General features: G+C 52.0%; 16 protein-coding genes and 1 pseudogene. 3 read left to right on the forward strand and 14 right to left on the reverse strand.

The features are described 5' to 3' along the window. From Q1A48_RS14800 to Q1A48_RS14825, 6 genes and pseudogenes are all read right to left on the reverse strand, one after another. A pseudogene (locus tag Q1A48_RS14800) lies at positions 1-297 on the reverse strand (transposase); the annotation flags it as partial. Between the two features lie 90 nt (positions 298-387). After that, a complete protein-coding gene (locus Q1A48_RS14805) occupies positions 388-1,866 on the reverse strand; it encodes a serine hydrolase domain-containing protein (RefSeq protein ID WP_299946365.1) in 1,479 nt (492 codons plus the stop codon). A gap of 145 nt (positions 1,867-2,011) precedes the next feature. Continuing rightward, positions 2,012-2,386 (reverse strand): hypothetical protein, encoded by a 375-nt coding sequence (locus Q1A48_RS14810; RefSeq protein WP_299946367.1) that lies wholly within the window; start codon positions 2,384-2,386, stop codon positions 2,012-2,014. Continuing rightward, positions 2,379-2,933, reverse strand: coding sequence for a sigma-70 family RNA polymerase sigma factor (locus Q1A48_RS14815; RefSeq protein ID WP_299946369.1), 555 nt, complete (start codon positions 2,931-2,933; stop codon positions 2,379-2,381). Before Q1A48_RS14815 ends, Q1A48_RS14810 begins: the two co-directional genes overlap by 8 nt. A gap of 11 nt (positions 2,934-2,944) precedes the next feature. Continuing rightward, positions 2,945-3,742, reverse strand: coding sequence for a DUF6249 domain-containing protein (locus tag Q1A48_RS14820; RefSeq protein WP_299946371.1), 798 nt, complete (start codon positions 3,740-3,742; stop codon positions 2,945-2,947). Between the two features lie 70 nt (positions 3,743-3,812). Continuing rightward, entirely contained in the window at positions 3,813-4,109 is a 297-nt protein-coding gene (locus Q1A48_RS14825; protein WP_299946373.1) for a hypothetical protein, read from the reverse strand. Positions 4,110-4,549: 440 nt separating this feature from the next. Between Q1A48_RS14825 and Q1A48_RS14830 the strand changes: the two genes are divergently transcribed. Both Q1A48_RS14830 and Q1A48_RS14835 read left to right on the forward strand, forming a co-directional pair. Beyond that, positions 4,550-5,167: a LysE family translocator gene (locus tag Q1A48_RS14830; protein ID WP_299946375.1), complete on the forward strand. Its 618-nt coding sequence runs from the start codon at positions 4,550-4,552 to the stop codon at positions 5,165-5,167. Positions 5,168-5,478: 311 nt separating this feature from the next. Then, on the forward strand, positions 5,479-5,778 hold the full coding sequence (locus Q1A48_RS14835; RefSeq protein ID WP_299946377.1) for a YebG family protein: 300 nt from the start codon (positions 5,479-5,481) through the stop codon (positions 5,776-5,778). A gap of 129 nt (positions 5,779-5,907) precedes the next feature. Here Q1A48_RS14835 and Q1A48_RS14840 read toward each other — a convergent pair whose 3' ends face one another. The 3 genes from Q1A48_RS14840 to Q1A48_RS14850 all read right to left on the reverse strand — a co-directional run bounded on the left by Q1A48_RS14840 (position 5,908) and on the right by Q1A48_RS14850 (position 9,232). Beyond that, entirely contained in the window at positions 5,908-6,303 is a 396-nt protein-coding gene (locus tag Q1A48_RS14840) for an MAPEG family protein (protein ID WP_299946379.1), read from the reverse strand. Positions 6,304-6,518: 215 nt separating this feature from the next. Next, positions 6,519-7,820, reverse strand: a complete 1,302-nt coding sequence (locus Q1A48_RS14845) for an amidohydrolase family protein (protein WP_299946381.1) — start codon at positions 7,818-7,820, stop codon at positions 6,519-6,521. Beyond that, the gene (locus tag Q1A48_RS14850) at positions 7,817-9,232 is read right to left on the reverse strand and encodes an amidohydrolase (RefSeq protein ID WP_299946383.1); all 1,416 of its coding nucleotides are present in this window, start codon (positions 9,230-9,232) and stop codon (positions 7,817-7,819) included. The genes Q1A48_RS14845 and Q1A48_RS14850 overlap by 4 nt, the downstream gene beginning before the upstream one ends. A gap of 302 nt (positions 9,233-9,534) precedes the next feature. On the opposite strand from Q1A48_RS14850, the gene Q1A48_RS14855 reads away from it, so the two are divergent. Further along, positions 9,535-11,166 (forward strand): response regulator, encoded by a 1,632-nt coding sequence (locus Q1A48_RS14855; protein ID WP_299946386.1) that lies wholly within the window; start codon positions 9,535-9,537, stop codon positions 11,164-11,166. Between the two features lie 103 nt (positions 11,167-11,269). Here the strand turns inward: Q1A48_RS14855 and Q1A48_RS14860 are convergent, their stop codons facing one another. Genes Q1A48_RS14860 through Q1A48_RS14880 form a run of 5 tightly spaced genes read right to left on the reverse strand, consistent with a single transcriptional unit; the run spans position 11,270 to position 15,218 of the window. Next, positions 11,270-12,433 (reverse strand): glutathionylspermidine synthase family protein, encoded by a 1,164-nt coding sequence (locus Q1A48_RS14860; RefSeq protein ID WP_299946387.1) that lies wholly within the window; start codon positions 12,431-12,433, stop codon positions 11,270-11,272. 3 nt (positions 12,434-12,436) lie between these two features. Beyond that, entirely contained in the window at positions 12,437-13,057 is a 621-nt protein-coding gene (locus Q1A48_RS14865; protein WP_299946389.1) for a DUF1190 domain-containing protein, read from the reverse strand. 17 nt (positions 13,058-13,074) lie between these two features. Further along, complete coding sequence (locus tag Q1A48_RS14870; RefSeq protein ID WP_299946391.1) at positions 13,075-13,491, reverse strand: DUF350 domain-containing protein; 417 nt, start codon at positions 13,489-13,491, stop codon at positions 13,075-13,077. A gap of 15 nt (positions 13,492-13,506) precedes the next feature. Continuing rightward, the gene (locus Q1A48_RS14875) at positions 13,507-14,160 is read right to left on the reverse strand and encodes a YjfK family protein (protein ID WP_299946393.1); all 654 of its coding nucleotides are present in this window, start codon (positions 14,158-14,160) and stop codon (positions 13,507-13,509) included. Next, positions 14,145-15,218 (reverse strand): potassium channel family protein, encoded by a 1,074-nt coding sequence (locus tag Q1A48_RS14880; RefSeq protein WP_299946395.1) that lies wholly within the window; start codon positions 15,216-15,218, stop codon positions 14,145-14,147. Before Q1A48_RS14880 ends, Q1A48_RS14875 begins: the two co-directional genes overlap by 16 nt.

The raw sequence follows: 15,218 nt of genomic DNA on the forward strand, positions 1-15,218 counted from the left end.
TTTCAGGCTCTTTGCAAAGTACGCCGCGGCTTTTTTTAAGATTGCCAGTTCCTCTGCCTGCTCCGCCAGCTGCCGTTTCAGCCGGGCATTCTCAGCCGTTAGCTGTTTCTCGGCATCTCCTCGATCCTGGTGTAATCTAGCCTTACTCCGCCAGCCGTAGATCTGGGAGGCATGCAGGCCGAGCTGTTTGGCTGCAGCGCTTACGCCCACCTTAGCCGCCAGCGCCAGGGCCTCTGACCTGTACTCCTCGGAGTATTGCTTGCGAGTGGTTTTGGTTGATTTCTTTGGTCTTGCCATAGGTCACCTCTGTCGCGTAGTTTATCGCTTAAGAGAGTGTCCGTCGTTGGTGGGCAAGATCAGACCTCCTGTTGCCAGTTTTGCCAGTGCTTAAACTTTGCCTGACACATCAGGTTCCTGAACACTAGCGCCTGGCTTTTTATAAATAAGTGAGCCATTTTTAAGCGTAGCCCTATTGTTCTGCCCCAGGATAATTGAAATCTTCCTACTGAATACACCAAAATGAGCGTTATAACCCTGCTCATCTTTCAATAGAGCCCCTTTAAGTTTGCCCCAATCTATTTTTACCTGGCCATTGGTAATATAAATTTTATGTTCCGGCCAGCCTTTATTATTTCTGTAAGTCCCTAACAAATTAGACGGCAACTCATCAGCTTGTACTATCAGGTCACTATCAGGCGCATCCATCAGCTCCGCTTTGATCGATTCCGCTAAACGTTTCGATTCCTGCTCCAGTAATTCATAACGATTGCTTTTCTCAAGCACAGAATTATAAGCATAGTTAGCAATCACATGGGGCAGAGTGAACGCAATATCTTGATTGGTAAAGGCTATGACCCCTATTTCTCGCTCGGGCATAAAGGACACATGTATACTGTAGCCACCGTAATTACCAAACCTCGTCAATAGGGCTTCACCATTGTATTCCGCCACATCCCATCCCAATGTATAGCCATCACGCGCATAAGTGAAATAGGTTCTTTTTTGAGCGACCTGTTTATCGTGCATTTTCTCAAAAATATCGCCTTTGGATAATTTTGAGGCATCCTGGTTGATATTGGTTTTCAGCCAGGCAGCAAGGTCGCTTGCTGTAGAAACCAGACCGCCTGCAGGGTGCATGGTGGCATTTGTTTTGTGGTGCCCATAATCAAAAACACCACCGTCTTTTGCAGTGGTAATTGCAGGCAATATATTCGTAACCCCAGAAATATTTGCAGTTGTAGCACTCATACCTAAAGGCTTGGTAATATACAATGAGATGAGCTCAGCCCAGTGTTTGCCCATAACAGACTCAGCAAGCATTGAAGCCACAATTGGCCCCGTATTTGAATATCTAAACTGATGGTCCGGCGCAACAAGCATATGCTCATTTAAAGCTCTGGTTAACTCAAGCTGATCGGCGTAACCAAGAAATGCCGTTTTAAAGGTAAATGGAACACTCGTAAAACCGGATGTATGTGTAAGCAGTTGTTCCACTGTAATTTTGTTAGCGTCAATCTTTCCGCTGGTAATTAGGGTAGGATCATAATAGGATATGGGTTTACTTAAATCTATTCTTTCTGCATCATGAAGAATAGCCAATAATGTGCCAGTCAATGCCTTAGTATGAGACGCGATAAGAATTGGGGTGTCTTTGCTTAACTGGCGATCACCTTTTGAATAAGTGTCGAAAAAAGAAAGTCCATCTGAATCTACAAGTGCAACAAAATAAGAACCCGTTAAATTATTTTTATCAATCAGTTCTTTTAAAGTAGATGACACATCTGATTTCACTTTATCGTTACCTGCAAAGCAGTCATAAGCAGCCACAGACAAAGCTGCCACACATAATAGCACTTTCCAATTCATGGATATTTCCCGTTTTTTTACTTTTTTAAGTGAAACTGGAAGGCAAAAACACCTGTAATTCCTTCACCTCACTATCATTCCATTAAGGGGTTCTCTATAAATTAAGTTTTCCTTAATTTATAGAGAACCCCTTAATGCTCAAGGCTTAGTGACGGGCAGCAAGAATACCGCCGGCCATAACCACCAGAGAGGAGAGCATCCCCATACCAACCAGACTGTAAAGGCTGATAGATTGTCGGGCGGCTTCGCTCAATACCTCTCCAAAGGGAAACTGCCAGGCAACAATACCGGAGGCAGCCAGCACAGCGAGATACTGGAATCCACTGGCACGGCGCTCAGCACGCCTTGATGACACCGGCAACTCGGCCATCACCCGGTCACAGAAGCCATTGTCATCCAGGTAGGGCTCCCCGAGTTGCAGCTGTTCACTCAACCAGGCATCGAACACCGGATCTTTGCCCTCTATAGCTGTATCGCGCAAAGCGCTGCCCTTTCTGTGATGTTGTTCAAAATTAACCATTGACCACCTCCTCGTGCCAAGGTTGCAGCAAGCTGCGCAGCTTGGCCCTGGCGCGATTGATATGAGATTTTACCGTACCCAGTGGCAACTTCATGATATTCGCCGTTTCTTCATGAGAAAAACCCCGCTGCAGGGATAAGTGTATGGCTTGGCGTTGCACATCACTGAGTGATTCCATGGCGGAGTCAAGGTCCCTGGCCATAGCCAATTGCTGGGCTTCCTCCACACTTTCATCAGCCTGGGCCTTATCTACTGCTTCCTGATCCACTTCCGGCGTATTCTTACGCTTGTGACTCATAACAAGATTGTAGGCAATACGGTACAGCCAGGTGCTGAAACGGGCATCTCCCCGAAATGCCGGCAACGCTTTGTAGGCCTTGATAAATGCCTCCTGAGCCATATCGTCTGCCAGGCCCTGGTCACCACCACACAGCTGCCGGAGCGAGAATCGCAGCTGAGACTGATAGCGGCGAACCAGCTGCGCGTAGGCCCGCTGGTCCCCGTTTTCGACGGCGCGTCTGATCAGCCCCTCATCATCGAGGTCCATATTCGCTGTCCTTACGCCTGCTTGTTATCCAGCTTCCAGTTGATAAAGCGGGCCAGACCGATAAAGAGAGGGATCACTCCCAGACTACCCACTTCGATACCCGCCAAGGCTGTAAGGCATATAAATACCGCCGAGCCAATTGCTATTAGGGTGATACCCCGGTCTTTAGGGCTCCCCGGACTATTGCCATCCAGGGCATCAAACAACTCCGGCGGAACATCCCGGCCCTCTGCCACCATACGGTTGATGTTGTCCATCAACAGTTGCTTCTTGCGATAGCTATTATGGGTGACCAACCACACAATCAACACCGGCATACCAAAAACACAGAGCAGGGCAACGATTGGTATCAACAATTCATCTAGCTGCTCAACCTCGTGATCTCTAAACCAGTGGCTGGAAGAGTGGTCGTAACGCCGGGAAAGGCCGATTTCCACATTCTCCGGGACACTGTCAAGCGCCTCCTCAACCACCTGACCGCGCTCATCGAGAATCCCCTTGCGTTCGAGTTTCTCAATAATGCGCTGGCTTAGTGGACCACCGAATTCCTCACCAAGATCCACCTGAACCTCACTGCGCTCACCATCCTCTCCACGGGTTTTAATCGTGAGCACACCATTTTCATCACGCAGGATACGCACGCGCGACGCGGCCTCCGGGGCTTCAATGTCCACTGCAGGAGGGGCTGGAGGCTCCGGCATAGTGGCGGTATTCTCCTGTGCCCAACTGCCCTGGGCGACAAATAAGGCTGCTACTGCCATGAACCAATGGGTGCCTGCCCGCACCGAAAAGATAGTTCTCGCTTTCATTTTTTGCTCTCTAATCGTTCTCTTTACTCGCGTTGTTGCACAGTCAGGCAAGTGTCAAATCCCGCTGCCGTTACATGACCGTGAGCCGGCCTTTTGAGTAAGGACCCGGTGTTGCACCGCGCAGGGGCTTGTCCTCGGCGATTCGCACCGGATAGGGGAAACCGCTACCCTGGAAAATATGCTTGGCTCGCCATTTATTAAGCTTGAACATAAAGTGCTGGTCGATCTTCTCAGTAAGCTCCCGGTTGATCTTCTCCATCGAGAAACCCAATTCCGCCGCCCTACTCTGACCAACTGGCAATCCACCTAATATCAACACCAACATGGCGCAAAACTGTACCTTCCGGAATGATACCGCAGTGAACATTGTGACCTCCAGATCGTTTTTTCTTGTACACCTCTGAGACGGGGTCAGGCATGGCTTTGGATGCAATAAACTATAATTTTTCCTTTAGTCTATTAGGGGAAATAATGTTCCAGCCAGAATGAGTTCAATAGCATAATAATCGAGCCGACCTTCTGCTGAGCGCATGCCATTGAGTGAGGTAATTTCAGCCCAGTTACCTCAGCATATCTGGCCAGTACAGTGAGAACCTCTCGCTAGATGCCTCCACTGTGGCATACTTTGCCAATGCGCAGCAGCAGTCTGGATAGGGCCTGAGGAGTTCCCTGTGCTCCACCTCTGTTGATCTGCTTTTTAAGTGGTTTATAAGAGGTTTGGGCAGCACCTGATGTGCAATGCAATCCTGGGATGGTGAATCCACTACATGGAATAAGTAATGGCAGATACAGAGGGCAGTTAAAATAATGGATTTACTCGGCTGGTTATCTCTTGCAGGTATCTGCGCGCTCGGGGCCATGTCGCCCGGTCCCAGCCTCCTGATCGTGTTGCGCAGTGCCGCTTCCGGCTGGCGCCAGGGACTTGCCTGCGCCATTGCCCATGGCGCCGGTGTCGCAATTTATGCCACACTGACCGCTTTCGGCCTGGCAGTACTCATTACCCGCTCGGGGCTTTTATTTGGCATCCTGCAATGGGCCGGTGCCGCCATGCTGGTGTATCTGGGCTGGAAAGCCCTGAGCGGCCCCACCCTGGGTTCCCATGCCGTCAATCTGGAAACCAATCACCAGAGTCTCAGGCGCTCGATCGCCCAGGGTTTCGGCGTTGCCTTTTTTAATCCCAAAATTGCTGTTTTCTTCACCGCCTTGTTCAGCCAGTTCGTATCAGAGCAACAGGCATTGGCAACCAAACTGGGTATGGCCACGTTGGTGGCCGGAGTGGATGCACTTTGGTACTGCATCATTGCGTTGACTGTTCACGCCAGCCGCAAGCGACAACTGGTGAGTAAACCTCTGGGACAACGCATACAACAATTGTTTGGTTTGCTACTAATTGCCCTTGCCGCACGGCTTCTGCTCTCTGTTTAACATTCTGCAAGACTACCGATTGCCCTTTACTGACCCGGTCGGCGAAACGCACCGGCACCTTTGTAGCTTGCGCTCGCAGAATGCACCCACCGGTGGCGCAATTTTACTGATCCGAAAGCCTGTTTAGCTTATTGGACTGTCAAGGGATATTGCAGCCTATTCCTCAGGCACCAATCCACTTTCGCTCCAGCAATAGCATCATTCACGGCTGTCCCTTTTTTAAATTGGCTGTTGACACTGAATATTTATACAGCTAATGTACGCCCATACAAATAACCTGAACTGTCTGCAAGACAAGTGGGAGTCATATCATGGCCGTAGTAGCTGTTTGGAAATGTGATCGAGACGGAGCAATGTTTGACAATAAAAAAGACGCTGAAGAACACGACAAAATGCTGGAACTGGCTGCCAATATTACCGCGCTGATTGAGCGCCATATTGAGGGCATCAATGAACAGGCCGGTGAAGAGATAGGCTTGTTACTGGCCAAGCGTCGCGACGCGTTGGCCAAGGCCTGCAAGGGCAAACCGGAAGCTCTGCTGGAACAAAAAGAGAACGGTGCGCATGAAGGCGGAGAGGAAACCGTTACCCCTTTTGTGGCAAATCAGTAGGCACTTGTATTTTTATCCCTGTACTCTGCCCGGTTCTACCGGGCTTTTTTATCACCAGCAGATCCTGCGCCTGTAACCAGTCCTCAAGTGCGATTGCACCCAGCTCCCGGACAACGGCAAAACGCCAGTTTACATCGCCATCACAGCTATAACGATATTGATGATCGCCAGAACCAGTATCACCACCCAGCTGATCAGCGTGCCCCAGAAACGCCCCATATGGGCTCCGCCCTTGCCTGCCGACAGACCATAGGCATGACAGACTCTGGACAAAAGAAATGCACTGCCAAAAAAATGCAACCACATTCGAGCCAGACCGCTCAGCTCGGCGACCAGCAACAACAGTAGTGCTATGGGGATATATTCGATGGCATTGGCATGCACTCTCACGCGAATCTCATTGAACAGATCATTCCCGGTGCCCATTCCGAGCTTTTTCGTGCGCCGAAACTGCACCACCCTAACGGCAAGATAGATGATTAAAATTGCGCAGAGACCGGTATAAAGGGCTGTTACATTCGCCATCCTGTTGTTCCTTTTTTCTTATTGAGCCGCTGATCCACTATATCGCTCTAATCTGTTCACCAGCCACACAAATACTATCCAAGTGTATGACCTTTTGGCGCATTATGCCGTTGGCAAATGACACCGTACTATCTGAAATATTCCACCAAAAAAAGAGCGGGCCTATTGCCCGCTCCTGTCTATTGACTATCGCCGTCATCAAATATTGCGCGCGCTCAATGCCGGTAACCAAAATTGTGGCCCTTGGATGGCTTCAAGTAACGGTCACGCAAGCGGGTGGACCGGGTCACCAATGACTGGGGCTCCCCCGCAATCAGTACCTGCTCCGGGTAACTGGTCACTTCAAGCGGGTCTCCGCTCCAGATCACAATATCCGCAACAGCTCCCGTCTCCAGGGTACCACCCTCCAGACTGAAGATATCGGCAACATTGCTACTAATAGACTTAAGTGCCGCCTCATAAGGCAGGCCATGGGCGACGGCGTTACCGGCGGACTGGCGCGAGAGATAGATATTGTGTGTCGAGGCATAATCCGGGCCGCTGATCGCCACCTTGACTCCGGCCTTGGTCAACAAGGCGGCATTATCCAGTCGTGCGCCCAGGCTCGAGAAGGAGATTGGCAGATTGTTGATCGCATCAATCACCACCGGCACTTGGGCCTCGGCCAATTGATCCGCCACCATCCAGCCCTCTGCCGCACCCAGGATCACCAGCTTTACGTCAAAGGCTTTTGCCAGCGCTATGGCTGCGAGGATGTCACTGGCGCGGTTCGCAGTGATCACCAGGGGCGTCTTGCCATCCACTACCGGTTGCAGGGCTTCCAGATCGGCCAAACTGTAGTCCAGCTGACGCCATTCGCCACGGCGAATGGCCGAACGGTTTTCCCGGAACTCTATGGCCTCACGCAGAGCGCTCTCCACTTTGGCATAGGCACTGGCACGGCTACCGCCAGCCAACTGTGCGCCCGCCTCTCCCAGATAGGCCTTCTGGGCAACATCCCTGGCCTCAACACTGTCGAACTCGCCATTCAATTTGATCGCAAAGCTGCGCCCGGCGAATACCCGCTGGGCTTCCACCGCACCGCTGTCCCAGGGACTGATTCTGGGAAACACCACAGCACTGGTTACACCACCTGCGCGATTAAACGGAATCAGAGTGGACTTCGGGTTATAAGCCGGCAGCGGATTAAAGGCGCTGCCGATACTTTCACCCGTGACCGCCTGATCATTGGTGGTACTGGCAGCGCTGATTTCCACCAGGCCCAGCTCCGAAATCGGTGCGATAATCCCCGGGGTGACAACCTTGCCACCGGCATCAATTACCCGCTCGGCAGAGGCATCCAAAGAGGGGCCCACTTGCACAATGCGGCCATCCGCAATCAAGATATCGGCAGTATCCAGGCTACCTTTATCGGACAGGGTGTGAACCTTACCACCTTTGACAAGGATGGTTTCGGCCTGGGCGTTACTGAAAAGCAATCCCAGGGCCAGAGTACAAAAAACAACTACTTTATTCACAGTCGCTCTCCCTCGGCATTGAGAATACCCAACTCAAAATCACTGCGCGGTTGGCGCTTCTTGTCGGTGCGGTCATACACCAGTTCGCCATCGATAAACACCTGTTCCACCTGGGTGTAGACACTAAAGGGGTTACCGGACCAAACCACCACATCGGCCATCTTGCCCTTCTCCAGGCTGCCAGTCTGCGCGTCAATACCCAGGGCCCTTGCCGGGTTTAGTGTCATCCAGGCAACGGCATCTTTGGGCTGGATATCGAAGCCCGCACGCTGGCCGGCAGCCATCGCCTTGGCCACCTCTTGATTCAGATGCTGCACGCCCACCCCGGAGTCCGAGTGAATCATTGCACAGGCCCTGGCCTGATCGACAATGGCGATATTGGCCTCTGTCATATCAAAGGCCTCATGTTTGAAGCCCCACCAGTCGGCCCACATAGCCGCACAGACGTTATTCTCTGCCAGCAGGTCCGCCACCTTGTAAGCCTCGACAGCATGGTGGAATGTGGAGATCTTGAAATCGAACTCGTCGGCAATATCCATCATCACCGCCATTTCTTCACCGCGATAACAATGATTGTGCACCAGAATATCGCCGTTGAGTACACCGGCCAGTGTCTCGAGCCCCAGATCGCGCTCCGGCTCGTCACCGCCGCTCTCAACATAGTCCTCCCACTGCTTCTTGTAATTGCTCGCCTCTATCCAGGCACTGCGATAACCGGCTACATTACCCATGCGGGTGGAGGGGGAAGTCCCCTTGCCACCGTAGACGCGCTTGGGATTTTCACCACAGGCCATCTTCAGCCCGTAGGGAGCCCCGGGGAACTTCATATCCTGTACGCTGCGGCCCGGTACATTCTTGAGGGTAACACTGCGTCCGCCGAAGAGATTGGCAGAGCCTGGCAAAACTTGAAGCGTGGTTACTCCACCGGCCAGGGCCAGGGGGAACTGGGGGTCCTGAGTCCACACCGAGTGTTCAGCCCAAACCTGCGCCGTATTGGGGGAGGTCATTTCGTTGCCATCCTGAGAGGACTCGATGGACGGTGCGGGGTAATCACCCAGATGGGAATGCACATCGATAATACCGGGGGTGACCCATTTGCCCTCGCCATCGACGATAAGGGCCCCTTCGGGCGCCTTGAGGGCTTTGCCAATCTGGGCAATGCTGCCCTCTTCCAGCAACAGGTCTGCTTTTTCCATTTGCGCGCCGGAACCGGTGAGTAATGTAGCCCCCTGAATCAGGACAGGGCGCGACTGCTTGATCGCATAGGTGGAGGGAAAGGCGTCGAGGCGGGCGAAATCCAGGGATCTCTGCCCGCTCTCACCATTTTTCGTCTCTCCGCACGCAGACAGCAGTACCGAGGCAAAAAGCAGAACCGCGATACTGCGTCCGAAAACTCGAGAATGCAGCTGCATAGGAATTCATCCAGATGGTTTTGAATAGGATGGTACATGCTATCAGGTTGTCTGGTGATAGCCACTATTTCAACCTACAAATTGGAACCCTTGCTCCCAATACGCTGCCGACCGGGCCCTGCCAGGGGCCCGGGCACTGCTGATAGCCCTGAGGCAATTACAACCAAGAAGCATAAAGAGCAGCCTGACACCATAAACTGTGTAGTGACTCAAAAACACGGCGAACTCCATATACTTATCTCACCCTTTCTGGTGCAATTTCTGCTGAGAAAATGCATAACACCAACTCAGGAGGAGAACAGATGATCAAGGAAGGTAACTTGCAGGTTTTCCCCTCCTCTCCAGTCATCGCTTCCGTCCAGGCAATGGATTCCAACCAGGTTTATGAGGCATTGCGCAAAAGCGAGGAGCGCTACCGAGAACTGGTCGCCCATGCAAACTCGATTATCATGCGCTACGACAGAAACGGGCGGATCACTTTTTTTAACGAATACGCACAGCAGCTGTTTGGCTACTCGGAAGAGGAGATTATTGGGCGACATCTGATTGGCACTATTGTACCGGCCAGTGAAACCAGTGGCCGTGACCTGCGCAAGCTGATTGATCACATCTGCAATCACCCCCAGGAACACCGCTATAACATTAATGAAAATATCACTAAATGTGGTAAGCGGGTTTGGATTGCCTGGACCAATAAAGTCATCTCCGGTGAGAAAGGCCTCCCCGGGGGTATCCTCAGTATCGGTACCGATATTACCAAGCAGCGCCTGCTGGAGGAGGAGTTACGCCAGGCACAAAAAATGCAGGCGATTGGAGAACTGGCCGGCGGTATCGCCCACGATTTTAACAATATGATCCATGGTATCAGCGGCTACGCAGAGGTCATCCAGAAAATCTCTCGGGACCCCCTGATCAGTGAATATAGTCACCATATTCTTACCACTGCGCGTCATGCAGCAGAATTGACCAGACAATTGCTTACCTTCGCACGCAAAGGCAACTATCAGCTCAAAGAGTGCAACACCCATGAAATCATACGCGATGTCAGTGCCATGCTGGGGCGCACAATCGACCGTCGTATCTGCATAGAACAACAACTTGAAGCCAGTTGCCCCTGTATCATCGGCGACCCGGCCCAGCTAAAGAGCGCTTTACTCAATATTGGCATTAATGCAAAAGATGCTATGCCCAATGGCGGTACACTGCGCTTTACAAGCGCTAACTCATCCATGAAGAAGGTCAGCACTATTGCAGATTTTGAAGTCCAACCAGGTCGATATCTGGTCATCGAAATCAGCGACAGTGGCACCGGCATGCCCCCCGAGGTATGCCGACGTATATTCGAGCCTTTTTTCACCACCAAAGAGAGCGGACGCGGCGCTGGACTCGGCCTTGCCGCTGTGCACGGTACCATTCACCTGCACAAAGGCGCTATTCAATGCCACAGTCATGAGGGCGAGGGCAGCTGCTTTAAACTCTTCCTGCCCATCGCAGAAGCCGGCACGTGCAAGCAGCCCAAACCGCCGGCCGCACCCTTAAAGGAGCGAAAGCTCCGGATTATGGTGGTTGACGATGAAGCCATTGTACGCAGTTATTCCAAGGCAATATTTGAAATGCATGGCCACAGGGTAGAAACCTTTGCCACAGCAGAGCAGGCAATTACTTATTATCGACGGCATTGTGACAATGTGGACCTGGTCTTACTCGATATGATTATGCCGGGTATGGACGGGCAGGAACTCTTTGCATTCCTAAAACGCATTAACCCCAACATCAAAGCCATCCTTTCCACAGGCTACAGTGTTGACAGCAAAGTTCAGGAGGTGATTGCGGAGGGGGTGCTCGATTGCATTCAAAAACCCTTTACTTACGATAGGCTCAGCAAAAAAATTGAAGAGATGATCGCCAGTGGTCAACTGGCCCCATCAAGCTAAACAACGGGACAAATGCAACTATAGACGAAGCGCCTCGACCAGCCTTGTTGGGGGTAGCGACTGCGGTTAAGAAAGGTATTCTGGTAACTGTGACCAATCAAAACTAGAGAATAATGTGCGGTAAATAGCGGCTCATATCCTGGGTCACCATGGTCTGATCCTCCCGGATTGATATGCCGGCGGCCACATCGCCCACCAGCCAGCTGCCTACCAGGGTAAAATGGTTGCCGAACTTCGGTAACGGGTGCATCTCCTGGTAAATATACCCCTCCTCGCCATAGGGGCCATCGGACAGCGGTTGGACTTCTCCGCTGCGCACGATAGAAATATTGGCACCTTCACGGGAAAAAATCGGTTTTTTCACCAGATCGCCCTCCCTGGCCCTGTCCAACTCATCTTCGAAGAAAGAGGGCAACAGATTGGGATGGCCGGGAAACAGTTTCCACAACATCGGCAGAAGTGCCTTGTTGGATACGATCGCCTTCCACGGGGGCTCCAGCCAGCGTACATTGTTGGTGCCCAGTAGCGCACCAAAGTCCTCGCGGAACATAAACTCCCAGGGATACAGCTTGAACATCCAGGTGATCACCTGATCCCGCAGATCCGTGAAATACCCCGCGGCATCGCGGCCAATATCGTCTATAAAAACAAAGTGGCTTTCGATACCCGCTTCACTGGCGCAGTCCTTGAGATATTGGACGGTACCGAAATCCTCTTCGCTATCCTTGCAGCAAGCGAAGTGCAATGGGCGACCAGGGGTCAAAATCTGCAGGTCATAAAAGCGATTCACCAGCTTTTCCTGCAAACTGTTAAACTGGTCTGACTGCAACGGCAGAGCGCGCCTGTCCACATTGTCCTGCAACCAGAGCCACTGCCAGAAACCAGTCTCGTATAGGCTAGTTGGAGTGTCCCCATTGTTCTCATAGAGCTTAGCGGGCCCCTGTCCGGAATAGGCAAAGTCCAGGCGGGAATACAGGCTGGGATCACCGTTCCTCCAGGAACTGCGCACAAAGTCCCAGTGCTGTTCAGGAATACAGAAACGCCGCAGCAATTCCTCATCCTCAAGCACCAATGCCACCACCTCCAGGCACATCTGGTGAATTTCCTCGGTGGGGTCTTCAATATCCTTTTCGATCTGCTTCAGGGAGAATTGGTAATAGGCACTTTCATCCCAGTAGGGCTCTCCATACAGGGTGTGAAAATGAAAGCCAAACTCCTTTGCTCGCGCCTTCCAGTGCGGACGTTCACCGATAGGCAACCTCAGCACCAATCAGCCCCCCCAGCCACGGGAACGGCTGCTGGAGCGGCCACCGCCCCAGTTGGACTTGGCTGAGGCCACAGCACCAAAGCCGCCCCTGGAAACCGTTTTGGTGACCTTGGGCTTGGGCTGCATGGTACTCTTGTCAACTCTATAGCTTGTTTTCCCATAACGCCCGATAACCTGGCCATCGGCAGTCATCAAACGATCATAGTAGCGTGAACCCGACGCGGCGTAACGGTAGACTGGATTGTAGTAGCCGCGGGCATGAGAGCGTCGGTCGCTATCATTGAGGATGGAGGCAACCATAAAACCCGTCATCAGCGGCATCCAGAAACCACTGCTATTTTCCCGGCAATGCGCAAATTCCCCTTCACACTGCGCCAGGGAAGCATATTTGGGGCCGGTGCGCTCGGCCTCCGCCTGAGCGCGCTGATAAGCCGCCTCGCACCGGGCTTCATCCAACTGGGTATTGTCTACACAGTCCTCTATCGAGGAAACAACCTTGACTTCTTCATCTGAAGAGCATCCCATGAGAGCTGCAGCAACACCGATCGCCAGGGGGCGAAATAAGAAGCTTGGTCCCCTGCTCTTGCGCATGCGCGAGAGATCAATATTTTTAGTACGTTTCATCACTATTTCCCCATCAGTCAGTAGCTCATGCAGGCGGCATTGAGCACACCAACGGAGATTGTGGTTGCGGCCAGCATAATACCCGCGCTTATCTCGCCCTCTTCAATACGCTCTACAATACGCGGCATAAAACCAAAGCGGATAATTGCAAAGGCAAGTAATTGGGCAATCAACGCGACCGCAGCCCAGGTGGCGAAATCAATCAGTGTTACAGAGTTACTCGCAGCACCGGCGACAGCGATGGCAAAGCCCAGAATCGCACCACCAAATCCAATAGCCGCTGACGCATTTTTATCTTCGCGGATTAATTTCCACTCGTCATGGGGCGTCACCATTGTGTAGAGAAATTTAAACACGATCAAAAATAGTAATGACAGGCCAAAGTAGGCCGCAAAATGTACAATACCAGTCAGTAAATCATAGGGCTGGTCCATTGATACTTCTCCTTATTATCCGTGAATAGTCAGCTGTGAAGATGTCAGTGTGATACCGGTACTGATCACCAGGCTGCGGCTCAGATAGCCCGCATGCTCCTCCTTCTCTTCTGCGGAGAGGAAGAGGGATTCCGTACGCTGGTCGGACAGTTCGCGTTCGAACAGCATGGTGAATTGATCCGTTACCGAATAGTCTCCGCCTACGTCATAGGTCTTTTCGGACATATGTACCGGATTGTGGTAGTCACCGGCCGAAGTCCAGACTCTGTTGTAGGACCGCTCCTGCAATTGGTAACTTTCAGCGCCTATCTCCTGTTTCAGGAGGCTGTCCCAGGCCTGCTGATTGGCCACATCCAGGGTGTCGTAAAAGTGGAACAACTTGACATCCACCACATGCTCGTCTCCCCGGCCACCTTCAGCCACAACCTGAAGCCAGGCATCATCGTCTGTATAGAAACGGTAAACCCAGGTGCCATCGAGCTCTACAACGCCTGCGGCTTTGATGATTTGCGTGGGGGAACAGGAATCAATCGTAAGTTCATCCAGTATCAGACGAATTGCCAGTGGATCCAGCTCAAAACTGGCTCCCAGGCGCAACCCCATAATCTCCGGTGTTTTCACTGCCGGGGCCTGTGTCCCCTTCAATTTATCGATCAGCTTGGCAAACATGTACCAACACCTTCCCCTTCATTCATTGTTATATCGAAGCAGTGCTTCTCATCCAGTCGCTTCGCGGAGATGTAATACAGCATATCCCCTTTGCCCACCTGATCTGTCAGCGCCGGATTCACCGCTATTGTTACCATACCCTTGCGGCGCACAGCGATCAGTGTTGCCGACAGGTCCCGTTTAAAATGATCAAACAGGGCAGCAACCGGCAAAGGCTCCTCTCCAAGGTACTCAACACTGTACTGTGTCATCCCGTAAGTACTATCCAGCAACTGCCTGTGCAAGCGGGCGGATCCGGGGTCCAGAGAGGATTTTGCCAGCAGCTCCACCGCTACCGAGGGGATACATTCAATATTCGGACAGTGCGCGCGCAATAATTCACCGACATTTTCATCCTGGAAATAGGCAGTCTTGTGACTGCTGGGGCTGTACTTGTCGCAGAACAAAGCCGTGGTCAGTGTTACATCATCAAGCGGGTTGTCAATAATAATCCGTGCAGCATCGGCCAAACCGGCTCGCTGCATACTTTCAATATGGGAAAAGGATTCAACCCGCACAAAGTCAATTCTGCCGGGCATGGGGTTTTCAATATCGGCTTCTACGCAAAGTACTACTTCAGCAGCTGCACCATTGGTCTTTGACAACAGAAGTTCGATTAGGCGCAGGGTCCGCGTTCCGTTCCAGCCAATAATGACCGTATGATTTACATGATTCGTCATGCGCAACCCTCTTTTTCCTCTGTGTACAAACTCCGAAACTGCAAAACCCACCCGGGTAATCACCAACGCAAACAGGCTCAGGCCCAAAGGGATCACCCAGGCCGCCACCACCATTTTTCCCGCGGGTGTAGCCGGTGAGAAATCGCCGTAACCCACCGTCGATGCGGTCACTACCAGCCAGTAGAGAAAGTTATCGGGCGCGATAATCTCGCTTTCTCCGGCGGCACTCAGCAGCAGATAGCTGCCCGCCACATAGACCAGGACAGAGACAAAAACAGTCGTTTTATCGGCTTGAATAAACAGCGACGCCAGAAGGCGTCGCACGCGATACAGTAGCAC

Origin of the sequence: uncultured Microbulbifer sp. (assembly GCF_947489355.1) — a bacterium.
Classification (GTDB): Bacteria; Pseudomonadota; Gammaproteobacteria; order Pseudomonadales; family Cellvibrionaceae; genus Microbulbifer.